Origin of the sequence: Vibrio sp. 10N.222.48.A3 (assembly GCF_041475345.1) — a bacterium.
GTDB classification, from domain to species: Bacteria; Pseudomonadota; Gammaproteobacteria; order Enterobacterales; family Vibrionaceae; genus Vibrio; species Vibrio tasmaniensis_A.
On record NZ_JBFRVX010000563.1, the window covers coordinates 1 to 19,266 of the forward strand.

Sequence of the window (19,266 nt, forward strand, 5' to 3'; positions counted from 1 at the left end):
CACTTGTTTCAGGGTTAATAATGAATAAAGGAAGGGAAATTCATGGCATTTACCAAACTGATTAAAGTTGGGGCTATTGCAGCTGCTGTAATGGGCGCTGGCGCAGTTAACGCTCAAGAGTTCATCACAATTGGTACTGGTTCAGTAACGGGTGTTTATTACCCGACTGGTGGTGCAATTTGTAAGCTAGTGAACAAAGGCCGTAAAGACCACAACATTCGTTGTTCTGTCGAGTCTACTGGCGGTTCAATCTACAACGTTAATACCATCCGTGCTGGTGAACTAGATTTCGGTGTTGTTCAATCGGACTGGCAATACCACGGCTACAACGGTACAAGTAAGTTCAAAGACCAAGGCGAATACAAGAAACTTCGTGCTATGTTCTCTCTACATACAGAACCGTTCAACATCATCGCTCGCACCGATGCAGGTATTAACAATGTTTCAGACCTAGCTGGTAAGCGTGTCAACATTGGTAACCCGGGTTCTGGCGACCGTGCAACGATGGGTGTTGTAATGGACTCTATGGGCTGGACTAACGATAGCTTCAAGCTTGCTTCTGAACTGAAAGGTTCTGAGCGTTCACAAGCACTTTGTGATAACAAGATTGATGCATTCATCTACATGGTTGGTCACCCGAACGGATCAATTAAAGAAGCGACAACGTCTTGTGATGCAAAACTGGTTTCTGCAACAGGTCCACAGATCGACAAGATCGTAGCTGAAAACCCATACTACGCATACAGCACAGTACCTGCTGGTATGTACCGCGGTACAGATGCTGACGTAAATAGCTTTGGTGTTGCTGCAACTATGGTAACAACTTCAGACGTTTCAGATGAAGTAGCATACAACGTTGCTAAAGCAGTATTTGAAAACTTCGCAACATTCAAACGTCTGCACCCAGCATTTGCTAACCTGAAAAAAGAAGACATGGTTAAAGCGGGTATCTCTATCCCTCTTCACCCAGGTGCCGCAAAATACTACAAAGAAGTAGGTCTTCTAAAGTAACTCTACTTTAAGCCTACTAAACCAATAAGGAGGCTAGTCCTCCTTATTGGATTTTCACGTTTTATAAAAATAATTTAAGTGAAAAGAACAACCCTTTAAGTTTCTCCAATTTGGAGGATTTACCTTCGTATCAAGCCTAAGACAAAGACGAACAAAGAACGCATTTCTCTATCCATTCACTACACTAGATAGGAAAGAAATCACGTTTAGTTGTTCGTAACAAAAGGCAGACCATCAATAATAAGGATAAAGTACATGACGCAGACAACATCACCGTCTCCAGATGTGCAAGAAATGGTGGCACAATCAGATACTGGTGCGCGTAGCCCTCGTGGTATCCAAGGCCGTATTTTATGGTTTGTGCCTCTATGTTGGTCACTGTTCCAACTTTGGTATGCATCTCCGCTGCCATTCATTTTTAACTTCGCAATTTTAAACGACACTGAAGCTCGAGCAATTCACCTTACGTTTGCTATTCTCCTAGCCTTTACCGCTTATCCAGCCATGAAGAATTCGCCTAGGGATCGCATCCCAGCTGTCGACTGGATACTAGCGCTTGTAGGTAGCTTTTCAGCTTCTTATATCTATATTTTCTATACTCAGCTCGCTGAACGCTCGGGTGCACCAACAACATTCGATATTGTTGCGGCCGTATTCGGTATGGTTCTACTGCTTGAGGCAACACGACGCGCTTTAGGTCCACCTCTTATGGTTGTGGCAGCAGTCTTCTTACTTTACACCTTTGGCGGTCCACACATGCCAGACGTTATCGCCCACAAAGGTGCGAGCCTGAACAAGGCAATGTCGCATCTGTGGTTAACAACAGAAGGTGTGTTCGGTGTTGCTCTTGGCGTATCAACGTCATTTGTATTCTTGTTTGTACTGTTTGGTGCAATGCTTGAGCGCGCGGGTGCAGGTGCTTACTTCATCAAAGTGGCATTCTCTCTGCTTGGCCACATGAAGGGCGGCCCAGCGAAAGCAGCCGTTGTAGCATCTGGTTTATCTGGTCTGGTATCAGGTTCTTCGATTGCTAACGTAGTTACCACTGGTACCTTTACTATCCCGCTAATGAAGCGTGTTGGTTTCCCGGGAACAAAAGCGGGTGCAGTAGAAGTCGCAGCTTCAACCAATGGTCAATTAACACCACCGATCATGGGTGCAGCAGCATTCTTGATGGTTGAGTACGTGGGCATCTCTTACGTAGAAGTAATCAAAGCAGCACTACTGCCCGCTCTGATCTCTTACATCGCCCTGATTTACATTGTTCACTTAGAGGCATGTAAAGCAGGTATGACGGGCTTACCTCGTCGTCACACACCAACTATCGTGCAAAGCCTACTCTCTTTCACTGGTACTATCTTAGGCCTATGTGTCATCAGTGCAGCGGTTTACTACGGTGTCGGCTGGACAAAAGATGTCTTTGGCGCTGCAGCCACACCAATTGTGACTGTTGCTCTATTAGTCTCTTATGTCGCTCTGGTTCGTGTTTCTGCTAAATACGCAGCTGAAGGTGGCATGGAAATCGACGAGAACCTAACAGAAGTACCTGATCCAGGCCCAACGATTAAGTCTGGCCTTCACTTCCTACTGCCTATCGTAGTTCTAGTTTGGTGTTTAACGGTTGAACGTTTCTCTCCAGGTCTGTCGGCATTCTGGGCGACCGTGTTCATGATCTTCATTCTGATCACTCAGCGTCCTTTAATGACTCTGATGAACAAATCAGACGATCTCGCAGAACAAACAAAAGCAGGCTTCGTTGATCTAGCAGAGAGCTTAGTTTCAGGCGCACGTAACATGATCGGTATCGGTGTAGCGACAGCTGCAGCTGGTACGGTTGTAGGCGTGGTAACGCTGACAGGTATCGGCCTTGTAATGACCGATTTTGTTGAGTTCATCTCAGGCGGTAGCATCATTCTAATGTTGTTATTCACTGCGGTAATCAGCTTGATCTTAGGTATGGGCTTGCCAACAACGGCGAACTACATCGTTGTATCAACATTGATGGCACCAGTAATTGTTACCTTAGGTGCAGCGCACGGCTTGATCATTCCACTGATTGCGGTTCACTTATTCGTGTTCTACTTCGGTATTCTTGCGGACGATACACCTCCGGTAGGTTTGGCTGCATTTGCGGCCGCTGCGATTGCTAAATCAGACCCGATTCGTACCGGTATTCAAGGTTTTACCTACGATATCCGGACCGCGATATTGCCGTTCATGTTCATCTTCAACACCCAACTACTGTTGATGGGCATTGATTCTTGGTGGCACTTAGCACTGACGATTTTCTCTTCGGTTACTGCGGTACTTATCTTTGCAGCAGCGACACAAGGTTGGTGGTTCACTAAGAACAAGTGGTGGGAAACTATACTGCTTATCGTTCTGACCTTCTCTTTCTTCCGCCCTGGCTTCTGGTGGGACATGATTTATCCAGAGAAAGTTCTTTCACCTGGAGTTGAGATCGCTCAAATCACAGAAAATCTATCTGTGGGACAATCACTTGAATTGAGAGTCGGTGGCGAAAACTTAGAAGGTAACTATTCTGAGAAAACAGTTCGCCTTCCGTTTGAAGATTCTGCGACAACAAGTGAAGACCGCATTGCTTCAATGGGCCTAATGCTGACCCAAGCTGACGACAAGATGATTGTTGATATGGTTGAGTTTGGTAGCCCTGCTGAAGCTGCTGGCATTGACTTTGATTGGGAAATTAAATCCGTTATCCAAGATGCAGAACGACCAATGAAAGAGTGGGTATTCTTACCTGCCCTATTAATTTTGATTGGTTTAGCGATGAACCAAAGAAGGCGTGCTCGTAAGGATGAGATTAGCGCGTAATGGATAGAGCCAAATAGCGCTCTACTCTATTTGGCTTTTTTACTACATGGAAAAGATAATTACAGCGCTTGGTATGTACTCGGCGCTGCTCAAAAAGAGACGAATACATGTATAGACAAATCCTTGTTCCCGTTGATCTGAACGACAAAGGCTTTTCTGATAAAGCGGTCGAGCTAGCGGTATGGCACGCGAAACACAGTAATGCTGAGATCCACATTCTGAACGTATTACCGGGCATCCACATGTCGATGGTAGCGTCTTACTTCCCGAAAGATGCAGCAAACCAAATGAAGCTTGATGTTAAAAATCAGCTGAAAGAATTTGCTGATAAGCATATTGACGATGATGTGATCTATAAAGTTCACGTTGCCGAAGGCAAGGCCTACACAACGATTCTTGATTGCGCAGAGAAACTAGGGGCAGATCTTATCGTGATGCCTAGTCATAAGCGCTCGAAAATCGACAAGGTTGTACTGGGTTCTGTTGCAAGCAAAGTGGTTCAGAACTCACCAATCAATGTATTGGTAGTTAAGCCGCAAGGCTAAATCACTTAATCGACACAACGATCTAAATCTAAAAAGGTTGGCCTAAAAGCCAACCTTTTTTTATTTTGTGCTTGCACCATTCAATTCTTCAATCAACTCACTAAGTTCTGCGGATTACCTGCAACAAACCCATCAATATTATCGATTAAGATATCAGACAGTTTTTGAATTGAACTGTCGCTGCCCCACGCCACATGTGGTGTTAGCAGTAAATTAGGTAAGTGGCTGTTAGCCAATAGTGGATTCGAATTATCTGCAGGTTCTTGTGTAAACACATCCATGCCCGCACCTGCAATCTCATTACTTTTCAAAGCTTCAACTAAGGCCTGCTCATCGACAAGTCCACCACGGCCAGCATTAATTAATACCGCACTTGATTTCATCATGGTTAGCTCTCGCTCTGAAATCAGATTTCGAGTCGCTTCAGTTAATGGACAATGTAAGCTGATCGCATCCGCTTGCTGTAACACCGTATCAAAAGGTAGATACCCTTCTCGACAAGAATCAGCCCCTTTACGCTCAGTAAAGATGACATTCATACCAATCGCTTTTGCTAATATCGCGGTCGCTTGCCCTAAGCTACCACTCCCGATTAAGCCCAATGTACTGCCTGCAACATCTTGAATCGGATGAGTAAAGAAACAGAATTGTTTGTCCTTTTGCCACTCGCCAGCCTCGATATCTTGATGATAACCAACGAGGTTTCGCTTAAGCGTAAACAGCATCGCGATAACATGTTCAGGTACCGATTGAGTCGCGTAGCCTTGCACGTTTGTCACCGCTATGTTGTTACTCTTGCAGTAGCCAACATCGACATTGTTCACACCCGTTGCTGAAACAGCTATTAGCTTAAGTTGTTGTGCTTGAGCCAAATTCGATTCGTTAAGCACGACCTTGTTGGTAATAACAACATCAGCGCCTTCTATTCGTTCAGACACTTGTTCTGGCGAAGTGAAGTCATACTCCACCCACTGATGCTCAAAGCTAAGGGGTTTTAAATGTATTTGAGATGGGATGGTAGCTCGGTCGAGAAAGACCACTTTCAACTTCGGCATTGTACGTCCTTGCATTGGTATTAATTTAACCATTCTAAGCTTTTAGCTTACTGTAGTCTGGAAGCTCTGGCGCAATTTCAAAGTGCTGCTCGATTTGTGGCGATGCTTGAGGGTAAAAATCACATGGCACGAAAGCTTTGAAAAGCTGATTATTAGCCGGATGATAAAAACTCAGTTCACATGCGTGTAAAGCTAACCTGTCACTATAATTAAACGCATCTGGTGTTGCATAAAACTCGTCGCCCACAATTGGATTCCCTAGCTCCATGCAGTGAACACGCAACTGATGAGAGCGACCAGTGATCGGCAGCAATTTCAATAATGTCGTTTGAGGCTCTTGTTGCTCAACCACATAGCGAGTCTGAGATGGTTTACCATCGTCGAAACACACTTTCTGTCTAGGGCGATTCGTCCAATCGCAAATAAGAGGAAGGTCAATCAAACCTGCCTTGTCTTCCATTGAACCCCACACTCGTGCGTAATAAAGTTTGTGTGTCAGTCGATATTGAAATTGCTTCTTCAAATGCCGCTCAGCCTGTTTATGCTTAGCCAATAGCATCAAGCCTGATGTAGACATATCCAACCGATGCACAACTTGAATCTCCGGAAATTCGACAACCAACCGACTCCACATACTGTCGTAGTGCTCCGGCAGTCTCCCCGGTACCGAAAGCAGGCCTGCTGGCTTGTTCACCACAAGAATATCATCATCTTGATAGATAATATCAGTCCACGATTCACGTGGTGGTGTGTACTGTTCTAACGCCATTAGAGCCTCTTAATTACTGGTTAATAAATAACTCATGGTCGATTCGTTTATTAAAAAATACAATTTTAAACACTTTTGTACATAAAAGTTGACGAAATTACGAAACATGGTATTGATAAGGTAACGGAAAATAAGAACTAAGCCTCAAAGGAAAAACGATGGAAAGTACGGCTAAAACCACCTCAACACCAACCTCCACACCACTTTCAAGCCTGATTAAATCTTTTGGCCCAGGAATCATGATGGCCGCAGCTGCGGTCGGTGGATCTCACTTAGTCGCTTCAACGAAAGCTGGCGCTATTTATGGATGGCAACTAGCCGCACTGATTCTTTTAGTTAACGTATTTAAGTACCCATTCTTTAGAGCCGGCATCCAATATACCCTTGGTACTGGGCAAAGCTTGGTGGAAGGATATTCTAACCTCGGTCGACCTTACCTTGTTATCTTTTCGATACTAAGTGCCATTTCCGCCGTGGTAAATACCGCAGCCTTACTGCTATTCAGTGCAAGCTTACTGAGTTACTTTATTCCTTTTGATTTGGCCACCAGCACATTGTGCATGATCGTTTTAGCTACGTGCTTGATCATTCTATTCGCTGGCCATTATCGCGCGCTCGATACACTGTCTAAAGCGATCATGGCGATCCTGACCATCACAACCTTGGCTGCAGTCGCTATTGCTATCGGCTCTCCAGTTGAACCTGATGCGGCTTTTGTTCCACCATCACCTTGGTCATTGGCAGCTATTGGCTTTATCGTTGTCACTATGGGTTGGATGCCCGCGCCTATCGAGATATCAAGCATCACCTCTATGTGGCTAAAAAGCCAAAAAGAGAAACAAGAAGTGACCGCTCAATCTGCACTGTTCGATTTCAACGTAGGCTACATTGGTACGGCACTGCTTGCTTTGGTATTCGTTGCTTTAGGTACACTAGTACTTCATGGAACAGGCGTTGAATTGTCTCGCTCTGGTGTTGGCTTCACCCATCAATTGGTCGGCATCTACGCTTCCACGATTGGTGAATGGTCTCGCCCACTGATCGCTCTTATCGCCTTCTTCTGTATCTTTGGCAGTACCATTACCGTTATCGATGGTTACTCACGCGTGCTTGCCGAATCACAGCGCCTGTTATTGAAAAAAGAATCGAGCCCAAAAATGCTGCAAGGCTGGATCATCATTGTCTCTCTCGCGGCACTCGCAATTGTGATGTTCTTCAGCGCAGCACTGATGCCAATGCTTGATTTTGCGATGGTGCTTGCCTTTGCTACTACGCCATTCTTCGCATTGCTTAACTTCATCTTAGTAAGCAAAACTAAGCTTCCTGAAGGATTGGCGATTGGCACTAAGCTAAAATGGTTGTCTGTGGTAGGCCTTGTTTACCTATTTGGCTTCTTAGCTCTGTTCGTTTGGTGGAAATGGTTGATGTAATCTGCTCTCCAAATTCTTAGCCAAACTGTTAACCAAGCTCTTAACTAAGTTATAGATACAAATAAGGCCTTCATGATGAAGGCCTTATTTCGTTAAAGCATTTAGCTAATTCAAAACTAGTTGTGAGAAACCACAATCAAACGTAGCGAATCAAGCTGAACCTGAGCCTTGCTGATGTAACCTGTCAGTTCGTTGATTTGAGCTTCGATAACCTCTAGCTCTTCATCACGAATGTTAGGGTTAACCGCTTTAAGCGCTTGTAGACGCTCTAACTCACCGTTCAAGTTAGTTTGCATATCTTTCTGAGCTTGTTGACGAACCTCTTCAACCTTCGGCAGTACATGCGTCTCACCTGCTTCGATTAGTTTGTGAATCTCACCTTGTACCGAGTTCACTAGCTTGCTCGCTAAATGACGGTTTACCGGGCTTAGTTGACGGTTAAAGCTATCGAATTCAACCTGAGCAGATAAATCGTTACCACGACCATCCATCATCAAGCGAATCGGCGTCTTAGGCAGGAACTGGCTGATACCGCTGCGCTTTGGCGCTTGTGCATCAACAAGGTAAACCAACTCAAGTAGAATCGTACCGACTGGCAGCGCTTTGTTCTTCAGTAGAGATACCGCAGACGCACCCACACCTTCACTCAATAGCAGATCAATACCGCCCTGAATCATTGGGTGTTCCCAGCTAATAAAATTCATGTCTTCACGAGAAAGCGCGGTTTCACGGTCAAACGTAATCGTTGCACCTTCATAAGGTAAGCCTGGGTAGCTTGGCACCATCATGTGTTCAGAAGGTGTCACAACTAGTGCATTTTCACCCTTGTCATCTTGGTTCAGACCAATGGTGTCAAACAGGCTCAGTGCAAAAGAAACTAGGTTAGTATCACCATCAGTAGACGCGATCTTTTCAGCAATCTCATGGGCTTTATCGCCACCATTTGAATGCATCTCTAGTAGGCGATCTCGGCCTTTTTCTAGATCCGATTTCAGGCTTTGATTGAGCTTCGCTGATTCTTCAATGACTTCATCAAGCTGCTCAGTGTTACCAGAAGCCAGCATTTCGATCAGTACATCAGAATACTTATCGTAAACCGTGCGACCAGTAGGACAAGTCTCTGCGAATGCATTCAAACCTTCATCGAACCAACGCGCTAGAATCGCTTGCGATGTGCCTTTTAGGTAAGGGACATGAATGTCGATATCTCGAAGTTGACCGATACGGTCCAAACGACCAATACGTTGTTCAAGCAAATCCGGGTTAAACGGAAGATCGAACATCACTAACTGGTTAGCAAACTGGAAGTTACGACCTTCAGAACCGATTTCGCTACAGATAAGAACCTGAGCGCCGCCCTCTTCTTGAGCAAAGTAAGCCGCAGCTTTATCACGCTCTAGAATCGACATGCCTTCGTGGAATACCGTTGCACGCACACCTTCACGCTCACGCAGTGCTTGTTCTAATTGCAAAGCAGTACTTGCACGAGAAGCGATCACTAGGATCTTTTCGCTGCGCTTGTCTTGGATTTTTTCAATCAACCAGTTCACACGTGAATCGAACTGCCACCAGCTTGAATCTTCACCTTCAAATTCTTGGAAGATCTCTTCTGGATACAACATCTTCATCGCTCGAGCTTCTGGTGCCATCTTGCCACCGATCATGCCCGATACACGCATCGAGGTTGTGTACTGCGTTGGAATGTCCATCGGCAGTAGGTTTACATTACGCTTAGGGAAGCCTTTGATTGCAGCACGTGTATTTCTAAAAAGAACACGGCCAGTACCATGGCGATCCATAAGGTTATCAATCAGTTCTTGGCGAGCTAAGGCTTGCTCTTCTTCGCTGCTATCACCTTCGATAACACGGAACAGTGGCTCAACATCTTGCTCAGACAGAAGTTCTGTAATTTGGTTCTTCGCGCTGTTTTCAAGCTTCACGCCAGAGAACAATGCCGTTACTGCATCAGCAACTGGCGCATATTGGTCTTCTTCTTCAACGAATGCTTCGTAATCGTAGAAGCGATCAGGATCAAGCAGACGCAGACGCGCAAAGTGACTCTCACGACCCAGCTGTTCAGGGGTCGCTGTCAGTAGCAATACACCAGACGTGTTTTCAGCTAATCCTTCAACCACTTGGTATTCGCGGCTCGGTTTGTCTTGGCTCCACTCAAGGTGGTGCGCTTCATCGACAACCAACAAATCCCACTCACCTTCAAGTGCTTGCTCGTAGCGCTTACGGCTCTTGCGTAGGAAATCCAAAGAACACAGGACGTATTGCTGTGTATCGAATGGATTATCTGATTCTGCAAAAGATTCAATACAACGCTCTTCATCAAAGATAGAGAAGTGCAGGTTGAAACGGCGCATCATCTCAACTAGCCATTGGTGTTGTAGTGTTTCAGGAACCACAATAAGAATACGTTCCGCACGGCCAGACAACACCTGCTGGTGGATAATCATACCCGCTTCTATGGTTTTACCTAGGCCAACTTCATCAGCCAGTAAAACGCGTGGAGCGTGACGACGACCGACTTCATGAGCAATGTAAAGCTGATGAGGGATAAGACCTGCACGCATACCACACAAGCCGCGCATTGGGCTCTTATGTTGTTGGTATTGGTTGCTTAAAGCACGGTAGCGCAACGCAAAGTTATCCATACGGTCGATTTGACCTGCGTACAGCTTATCTTGTGGCTTGTTAAAGCGGATCTGGTTACTTAAAAAGATTTCACGCAGAGTCACCTCTGTCTCTTGAGTATCTTCACGAATACCCAAATAAGTCAGTAGCCCTTTATCTTCGATAACTTCTTCAACAGATAAAGACCAACCTTCTTGGCATTCGATGACATCGCCTACATTGAACGCCACTCGGGTTACGGGAGCATCTGTGCGTGCATAGACGCGGTTTTCTTCTGACGCAGCAAACATTACTGTTACTGTGCGAGCATCCATTGCTACAACGGTACCTAAACCTAAATCGCTCTCCGTATCGCTTATCCAGCGTTGCCCCAAAGCAAATGTCATGAATCGACTACCTCAATCTTATAGTTGGAATTTGGTCTTTCTAACTGCAATTTCAAACAAGAACGTTATTGCTCTTGAACTAAAAATATAGCCAAAAATGCCTAGTTTGCAGCCACTTTTTAAGTGCGCTCTTAATAATAAATATCTTGAGAAAATGGTGCAGAAAAAGGTCGCTAATCTTACTCGATGCTGTGATTTAGGTCACGCCTAAAGGAGACGATTTCATACTTTTTTTCTGTTTTCATAAGTGCAATCAAACTGTCAAAAAATCATGGTTATTCTATGGAGAGCAGAATGCAGCTCTCAAATGAAGTTTAGGTGAGTTGTTGACTATCACTAGAATCAGATACTAACCTTTATATGAGCTTAATCTACGTTCAATGAATGCAAGGCAAGCCGCACGTCGGCAAGGAGATGCTATGGGCGAGACCAACCGGAAGCTATTTGTTTTAGACACCAATATCCTACTTCACGAACCCTTCGCTATATTTTCTTTCCAAGAGCACGATGTCGTTATCCCAATGACAGTGCTAGAAGAACTCGACAGAATCAAAGACAGTAAAAGAGATGTTGCTCGAGATGCGAGAATTGCGATTCGAACTCTCGAAGACTTATTCAGGGAAGCCACACCAGACCAAATATCGGAAGGCATCCCTTTTTCTAAAGACATAAACGCATCTGGCAGTATTTCAATACTCGCAGATTACGAACTTCAAGAAAGCATCAAAGCCTTCGCCGATGACAAAGCTGGCGATAACCGAATCCTCAACGCAGTCCTCTATCTTCAAAATAAACGCGCGCCACGCGAAGTGGTTCTTATCACCAAAGACATCAACATGCGTTTACGAGCCAAAGGCGCCGGTGTCCGTTTTGTTGAAGACTATCAAACCGACCAATTGATTGATGATATCCAATACCTCACCAAAGGCTTCCAACAACTGGAAGGCTCATTTTGGGATGGTATCGATAATGTCGAGAGCAGAAGTTTAGGCGGAAAGACCCTGCACACCTTAGCAAGAGCGCCGTTCGAGCCAACCTTTCTCAACCAGTATGTGATTGACGAAGAAAGTGACTTTGCAGCTCGAGTCGAAGAGATTGAAACTGAAAGCATTACACTAAGAGACCTCAGTCGCGAAAGACTAATGAATCGCAGAGCATGGGACATCACACCCAAAAACGTATACCAAGGTATGGCGATCGATGCCCTGCTCGACCCTGATATTGATCTGGTGATTCTCACTGGCGCTGCTGGTAGTGGTAAGACACTGTTAGCCATGGCTGCTGCACTTGAACAAACTATTGAACGTAAACAGTTCGATAAGATCATCGTAACCCGAAACACACCTGATATAGGTGAGTCGATAGGGTTTCTTCCGGGTACAGAGGAAGAGAAGATGTTGCCTTGGTTAGCTGCAGTGACCGATACACTGGAAGCGCTGCACAAGAATGATCACTGCACAGAGGGCTCGATGAAGTACATCTGTGATAAAGCCAACATCCAGTTCAAATCGATTAACTTTATGCGTGGTCGTTCAATTCAGAATGCATTTGTGCTTTTGGATGAGTGTCAGAACCTGACCGCTTCACAAATCAAAACCATCATCACCCGTTGTGGTGAAGGGACCAAGATCGTCTGCTCAGGAAACCTAGCGCAGATAGATTCTTCCTACCTAACTCCTGTGACCTCGGGGCTCACCTACATGGTCGAGCGTTTTAAAAACTTCGAAGGCAGTGCCAACATCCACCTCAATGGTGTGGTGCGTAGCCGACTGGCTGAGTTCGCGGAAGAAAACATGTAGACTCTGCGCGCTCACAGAACCAGTAACCTATAAACAAAAAGCGCCTCACAATAGAGGCGCTTTTCAATTTATCTTTATAGTGATTTTTCAGAGGCTAATCTGCTTTACTCAGTACCACCGACGGTTAGCGAGTCTAGCTTCAACGTTGGCTGACCAACACCCACTGGCACACTTTGACCAGCCTTACCACACACACCAACACCACGGTCAATGCTTAGGTCATTACCGACCATAGACACCTGCTGCATTGCTTCGATACCAGAACCGATCAGCGTCGCGCCCTTCACTGGGTGAGTGATCTTGCCGTTTTCAATCATGTACGCTTCAGAAGCTGAGAACACAAACTTACCTGATGTGATATCAACCTGACCGCCACCGAAGTTCGGTGCGTAGATGCCTTTCTCAACCGTTGCAATGATCTCTTCCGGTGTGTGTTCGCCCGGCAGCATGTATGTATTCGTCATACGTGGCATTGGAAGATGCGCGTAAGACTCACGACGACCATTACCTGTCGGCGCTACACCCATTAGACGAGCGTTTAGCTTATCTTGCATGTAACCTTTTAGGATGCCGTTTTCGATTAGCGTATTGTACTGACCATTAACACCCTCATCATCAACGTTCAATGAACCGCGTAGATCCGTTAATGTGCCGTCATCAACAATCGTACATAGGCTTGATGTAACTTGCTCGCCGATCTTGCCAGAAAATACTGAAGACTCTTTACGGTTGAAATCACCTTCTAAGCCGTGGCCTACCGCTTCATGCAGTAGAACACCAGGCCAACCAGAACCAAGAACCACAGGCATTGCACCAGCAGGCGCAGCAACCGCTTCAAGGTTAACTAATGCTTGGCGAATGGCTTCATCAGCGAACTGGTAAGCAACTTGAGAACCGTTAGCATCACTTAAGAAAAAATCGTAACCAAAACGACCACCGCCACCGGCACTGCCACGTTCACGACGATCGCCTTTCTGTGCAAGTACGCTAATTGATAGACGAACCAACGGGCGAATATCACCAGCGAAAGTACCATCAGTTGCCGCAACAAGCATCTGTTCATGTACACCACTTAGGCTCACCGATACTTCAGTTACCATCGGTTCTTTAGTACGAATGTAAGCATCAAGCGCTTTAAGTAATTCTGTCTTTTGCTGCTTTTCCCAGCTTGCTAGCGGATTAACTGCATCATAGTAAGCTTGGTTAGAGTTACGCTTGAAAGCTTGTACCTTACCGTTTTGCCCTTGCTTAGCGATACCGCGAGCCGCGATTGCACTCTGTTTAAGGCCATCCAATTGGATTTGGTCAGAGTAAGCAAAACCGGTTTTTTCACCAGATACCGCTCGTACACCAAGACCACAATCGATATTGAAAGAGCCGTCTTTAATAATGCTGTCTTCTAGCACTAAAGATTCATGCCAGCTTGACTGAAAGTAAATATCAGCATAATCAATTTGGCGGGTAGCAATGCTCGCCAATGTATCTGCGATATTTTGCTCCGTCAGCCCTGTTGGGTTCAGTAGCGCTTCTTCAATTTGATTGATGCTCATAAATGGCTCTTATTTGTAATTAAAATTGATTGGTAAATCGAGAATGCTGCGCGATTGGCATATTTTGCCTGATTGATTCGCAACTGGATGTGTCTATCTCAACCACCATACTTTTAGGATCTTGGTCTAGCTGTGCAACCACTCGTCCCCATGGATCAACCACCATTGAGTGTCCCCATGTTTCTCTTTGGCAAGGATGATTTCCGCCTTGCCCTACCGCAATAATCCACGATTGTGTTTCGATCGCGCGGCATCTTAATAATGCTTCCCAGTGAGCTTGCCCTGTTACTGCGGTAAAAGCTGCCGGTACCACTATGATTTGTGCACCTTGCTTGCGTAACTCTGAATACAAGTGCGGAAAGCGCACATCATAACAAATACTCAAACCTAAGCGACCAAAAGGCGTTTCCGTTGTTACCACTCGGTCACCGGGCGTGAAAATATCCGATTCTCGATAGCACTTATGTGCGTCAGCGACATCCACATCAAACATGTGTAGCTTGTCGTAATGAGCAACGAGGCAACCAAAATCATCAACCACCAAAGTTGTGGTAGTCACGCCTTTAGCTGTGCTTATCGGCATACTGCCAATAACAATCCAAATTCGGTAAAGCTTTGCTAGCTCAGAGACTTTCTTTTGCAGTGGGCCATCATTTAGAGGCTCAGCATACTGGTGATAGTCGGCTTTACTGCCAAAGACTAACGCATTTTCAGGGCACACAACCCACTTAGCCCCCAACTCTTTGCACTTTGCTACTTCTTGAGCAAGATAATCAAAGTTCAAGTCAGGTCGAGGGCCTGATGTCATTTGAATCAACCCAACACAATCCATGTGTATCGCTCCTCCATTCATTATGATTCAGAAATCAGCATTTCACCGTATATTAGCTGATTAGGATACTAAGTTTTTTTCGGCTAATTTAAGGTTTATTTGGCTAATTTAAGGCTTATTCGGCTAATTTTCTGAGTTTTTCTGGTAGCTGGAATTCTCCAGAACTGCGAGAAAGCTCGCTCACTGTTGGTGAATCCAACGGTCCTTTCACCGAATAATTAACTTGGGTAAAGACTTCAACAACCGGAGAAATAACCGTAGTCACCGCTAACACGTATAGCGCTGTTTGAGGCGTTACCGCAAAAGCCGTTAATACTGGAATCCCGGAGGTGATATCTGGGGTGAAGTTCACTTCAGCATCGACCTCGCGTGTATTGAGGTTGGCGATCCCTTTTATTTTCATCTCACCGGCGACCGCATCCATATTCAGATCGTTAGTCAGAAAGATACCATTTTGAATCTCGCCAGTTCCTGTGATGCTGTTGAATGCCATGCCATTATCAAATACGTCCGAGAAGTCGAGCTGCATCTTACGGATAATCGAATCTAGGCTAAACAGCCCCAGTAATCGAGCTGCGCCACTCACATCCGAGATAATACCTTTACCAAATTGGGTTTTAACGTTGCCATCAAGGGTATCCATTTTGATCCCCCAAGGCGAACCATCCCAAGTCAATTGACCTTCTAACTCAAAGGGCGCTTTTTGAATCCCGGAAGTAATACCGAAACGCTCCATTAACTCACTGTTGTTTTCACCTTCAACATCAAGAGTTAACGATGAATGACTCTTATCGCCTTGCAGTTCCCACCAGCCACTGATATCCGCTTTATTTCCGCCGCTTCTCACCTGAATCTTATTCCACTCAATGCGGTCTTCCTTTCTCGCCATTTCAACATCAACCTTGCCAACTTTATAGCCTTGAAGCCAGAAGTCGTTCAAGGTCAGCGTCAAATTCGGCATCGCATCATGGAGCTTTCTATCCAACTCAGAGATCAATGGTGCTTCTTGCGCCTTACGCTGTAGCAGTTGATCTTGGTTTTTCTTGTCACTCCACCCAGGAACAAACAGATGCAGGCGATCCAATGAAACCGTCAAATCATAAGGTGGCAGGTAGTTAATATCTCCTTCTAGCTCTTGGCTAGACACTTCCATTTGCCATGCTTGCTTATTTTTTCGAGCGCTAAAATCAACATCATTCCAAGAAATACCACCTAAGATCAGCTCTTTGCTCTCGAAGGTGATGCGACGTGGCGCTGGAATGGTTGGCCTGTTCATCTGGCTAAGGACAGCATCCGATGGTTGCACTGGCTCCATGACTACTGACAGCCAGTCATCGGCATTGAACTTATCGGTACGAATCAAGGCATGGTGCCCTACCACGGGGCTAATTTTATAGCCACCACGACCAAGGACTAAATTGGTCGCCGTTAATTCAGGAACATCGCCGGAAATATCAATCTCAGCTTGGTATTTAGTGCTCGGCAATTGCAGACGCGCGGTAATCGATTCTTGATTGCCCGAGGCTTGTAGCCTTGCCGAGCCACTTTCTAATGACTTTTTAGCTAATGGGTATGGGTAATCACTCGCTAAGTATTTGAGGTCTGACTGTAAGTCGAGTTGGTAAGTAAAACCAATATCATTAAGTTGAATATCGATCTGGCTTTGCCATTGTGCATGACCCGACAAACGGCTTAACCACTGCTCTCCGACATACGGCTTTAGAGGATTGACGTCCCAATCACCTAACACATCAAGATCCACTGCATAGCCAGGTCCATCATTAAGACCTTTAAAGTCAACCGAGATACCTTGATTAAGCAAATCAGCTGCAAGACCACTTGCTGTCACGACATCATTATCAAATTCAATACGACCAGTGGTGTTCTCTAGCACCATTGGTGGAGCTTCAATCTCAACATGATTACCACTCAGATCTGCATATCCCCACGCTCTAGGTTCTTGTTCAGAATCAAACGGAATATTAAGCTGGAACTCAGAAGAGACATCACCACTCACTTTAAGCGCAGTTAACGCAGCACCCACAGAATCTACGAGTGGCGAAGCAGTCATGTAATTTCGAACTGCATTACCAGACGCCGTTGCTTTAGCTTCAATTTCGATATGACCGCCTTCCCCTAAATAAGGAATACGACCAGTGATTCGATCTGCCGCCACATCCATCAATTGAGCGGAGCGAGAGTCTAAATACATCGCATCATTTTCAAATAACAGGTCAAGTTGAAGGTCGGTTATCAATGGCCACGCGGTATCGAAGCTGAACTTAGCGTCTTCTAAGCCAACCCAAACTTGGAAAATACCATCATGATTGGTGTACGGGTATTGGGCTAATTCACCATGCCAAAGTAATTTAACGGTGTCGGCCTTACCCGCTTGAATCGCTGTTGAAAGGTAATCGGTTAAGTCTTGGCCAAGTGCCAATGTCGGCAAATAGCGCCATGTCTCACCGACGTTGTAAGCGTCCGCTTCACCATAAAAAGAAAGGTAAGGGCTAGCGTTATCTGGAAAGTCCAAGCGAAATGCGCCTAGTACTTGTAAATCTGGCGTGGCTGCAGTGATTTTGTCCGACCACAGTTTCCAGCCGTTTTCATCTTGCTGCCAAACAATATCAACCTGACCTTGTTTGATATTCAGAGGCGCTTGGAAAACATCACCATAAGGAAACACATCATCAATAACATATAAGCTGGCTTTCGCTTCCGAAGCCGAGCCAAACACATGCCCAGATACTTGGCTAAAGCCAGGGACTAACTCCCATTGTTCGATCGCCAAATCGGAAAAGTTCGCAGAGTAACGCAAGCTTTCAATTCCAGAGTCCATCGCAACGCGAATGTCTGAAACGATACCGCCCGGTGCCAATGCATTGATCATTTGGGTAGATTGCGAAGAATCTGGCATCAACTTGATCAACGGAGTAATGGTTTCAACATCAAGTTCAGAAACATTAAGTTCCCACGGGCCTTTATTCCACTTGAAAGCGACATCAAGTTCAGGCCAAGGCCTGTCATCCGTTCTTAGATTTAGTGAGTGACCATTAACCTGCCATCCACCATCAATGGGGGATAATTTAAAAACACCCGACTCAAGCATCAAGTCATGTTGACCATCTTCATTCCAAGTCAGTTCTGAAGGTAATACCTCAACATAAGCGCTAACTGGCTTGCTATTTCGTAGCGTTAGCCAGCTATTCAAGCTCACCGTGCCCGTCTCAATGCCGGATTCTGCCTGCATATAACGAGTTAACCAAGGCATTACTGAGATACTATCCGCGCTGACATAAAACTCGCCCGTCATATCAGTTAAAGAACCACCATCAACAAAGTTAGCACTTACTGACAAAGAGTTGAGGTTAGCGTCTTTAATACTTACTACCCCCTCCGCAAGGTGATGTTTACCTGAGTTTTGCCATTTTAAAGTTTCGATATCAAGCTGACGTTCTTCACCAGAGATAGTTCGATATAGAAGAGAGGAATCTTTAGCGGTCACATCCACCAAAGTTTTTAAAAGTAAATTGTCCAGCTCCTGCATCACTCGCTTGGAAGAGCCGGGGTCTTTAGGTTCATCTTTACCGTTTTGCCCGGCAAATAGATCAATTGAGCGGATGTCGAGGTACATTTGATTCATGACCAAATCGGCCACGACAGGACGCATCTGCACGACCGATTGAATCAAGTCAAACTCAACTTCAACACGCTCAACAGAGAAAGCCACATCTTCTGCGTTGGGAAGGCTAGCCTTAACACCTTGCAGAGCAATAGAGGGGTGAGTGTTACGCCAAAAACCACCCACATCTTGAATAGAAAACTCAAAACCGGAATGTTGGTTTACCCAAAGCTCAATTTCAGATTGATACTTATTTAAATTGGGTAAGGCTACACGCAGTGTAGTGACAGCAATGGCTAGTGTTACTAAGAGAGTAACCACTAACCATAGACATGTACGAAGAATCAGAGTAACGCTTGAACTCACAAAATATCCATTACATCATAACAACATCAAACTGCTCTTGTATGTACAGAGGCTCAGCCTGAATTTTAACTTGCTTACCAATAAACACTTCAAGCTCAGCAAGCGCGTGAGATTCCTCTCCTTCTAACGCCTCGGCAACGGCAGCCGCCGCATAAACAACAAACTTATCGGCGTCATACGCGCGATTCACTCGTGTGATCTCTCGAAGAATTTCATAACAAACGGTTTCAACTGTCTTCACGCTACCGCGACCTTCACAAGCAGGGCAGCTAGAACACAGAATATGCTCAATACTTTCACGAGTACGTTTACGAGTCATCTCAACCAAACCAAGCTGTGTGAAGCCATTAATGTTGGTTTTCACACGGTCTTTGTCTAATGCCGCTTCTAAAGAAGTTAGTACTCGCTTACGATGTTCTTCAGACA

The 19,266-nt window shown here is 45.3% G+C and carries 12 protein-coding genes; 5 read left to right on the plus strand and 7 right to left on the minus strand.

Features of this window, described 5'->3' with window-relative positions:
- Positions 1–42: 42 nt before the first annotated feature.
- From AB4653_RS15990 to AB4653_RS16000, 3 genes are all read left to right on the plus strand, one after another.
- Positions 43–1,011 (plus strand): TAXI family TRAP transporter solute-binding subunit, encoded by a 969-nt coding sequence (locus tag AB4653_RS15990; RefSeq protein WP_009847835.1) that lies wholly within the window; start codon positions 43–45, stop codon positions 1,009–1,011.
- A gap of 255 nt (positions 1,012–1,266) precedes the next feature.
- Complete coding sequence (locus AB4653_RS15995) at positions 1,267–3,846, plus strand: TRAP transporter permease (protein WP_102257737.1); 2,580 nt, start codon at positions 1,267–1,269, stop codon at positions 3,844–3,846.
- Positions 3,847–3,953: 107 nt separating this feature from the next.
- Positions 3,954–4,391, plus strand: coding sequence for a universal stress protein (locus AB4653_RS16000; protein ID WP_009847837.1), 438 nt, complete (start codon positions 3,954–3,956; stop codon positions 4,389–4,391).
- A 92-nt stretch (positions 4,392–4,483) separates the two neighbouring features.
- On the opposite strand, the gene AB4653_RS16005 is transcribed toward AB4653_RS16000, so the two are convergent.
- Together AB4653_RS16005 and AB4653_RS16010 are read right to left on the minus strand one after the other, a co-directional pair.
- Positions 4,484–5,446 (minus strand): D-2-hydroxyacid dehydrogenase, encoded by a 963-nt coding sequence (locus AB4653_RS16005; RefSeq protein WP_009847838.1) that lies wholly within the window; start codon positions 5,444–5,446, stop codon positions 4,484–4,486.
- 34 nt (positions 5,447–5,480) lie between these two features.
- Positions 5,481–6,215, minus strand: a complete 735-nt coding sequence (locus AB4653_RS16010; RefSeq protein WP_102257738.1) for a pseudouridine synthase — start codon at positions 6,213–6,215, stop codon at positions 5,481–5,483.
- Positions 6,216–6,373: 158 nt separating this feature from the next.
- Here AB4653_RS16010 and AB4653_RS16015 point away from each other — a divergent pair, with 158 nt between their 5' ends.
- On the plus strand, positions 6,374–7,645 hold the full coding sequence (locus AB4653_RS16015) for an NRAMP family divalent metal transporter (RefSeq protein ID WP_009847840.1): 1,272 nt from the start codon (positions 6,374–6,376) through the stop codon (positions 7,643–7,645).
- Between the two features lie 116 nt (positions 7,646–7,761).
- Here AB4653_RS16015 and rapA read toward each other — a convergent pair whose 3' ends face one another.
- Entirely contained in the window at positions 7,762–10,671 is a 2,910-nt protein-coding gene (gene rapA / locus AB4653_RS16020) for an RNA polymerase-associated protein RapA (RefSeq protein WP_009847841.1), read from the minus strand.
- A gap of 419 nt (positions 10,672–11,090) precedes the next feature.
- Here rapA and AB4653_RS16025 point away from each other — a divergent pair, with 419 nt between their 5' ends.
- The gene (locus AB4653_RS16025) at positions 11,091–12,470 is read left to right on the plus strand and encodes a PhoH family protein (protein ID WP_009847842.1); all 1,380 of its coding nucleotides are present in this window, start codon (positions 11,091–11,093) and stop codon (positions 12,468–12,470) included.
- 104 nt (positions 12,471–12,574) lie between these two features.
- Here the strand turns inward: AB4653_RS16025 and tldD are convergent, their stop codons facing one another.
- The 4 genes from tldD to AB4653_RS16045 all read right to left on the minus strand — a co-directional run.
- A complete protein-coding gene (gene tldD / locus AB4653_RS16030) occupies positions 12,575–14,020 on the minus strand; it encodes a metalloprotease TldD (RefSeq protein ID WP_009847843.1) in 1,446 nt (481 codons plus the stop codon).
- 19 nt (positions 14,021–14,039) lie between these two features.
- On the minus strand, positions 14,040–14,852 hold the full coding sequence (locus AB4653_RS16035) for a carbon-nitrogen hydrolase family protein (RefSeq protein ID WP_009847844.1): 813 nt from the start codon (positions 14,850–14,852) through the stop codon (positions 14,040–14,042).
- A 115-nt stretch (positions 14,853–14,967) separates the two neighbouring features.
- Positions 14,968–18,840 carry a YhdP family protein gene (locus tag AB4653_RS16040; RefSeq protein ID WP_009847845.1) on the minus strand — a complete coding sequence of 1,291 codons (3,873 nt, stop codon included), beginning with the start codon at positions 18,838–18,840 and terminating at the stop codon, positions 14,968–14,970.
- 10 nt (positions 18,841–18,850) lie between these two features.
- A partial coding sequence (locus tag AB4653_RS16045; protein WP_372104708.1) for a ribonuclease E/G occupies positions 18,851–19,266 on the minus strand: 416 nt, incomplete at its 5' end.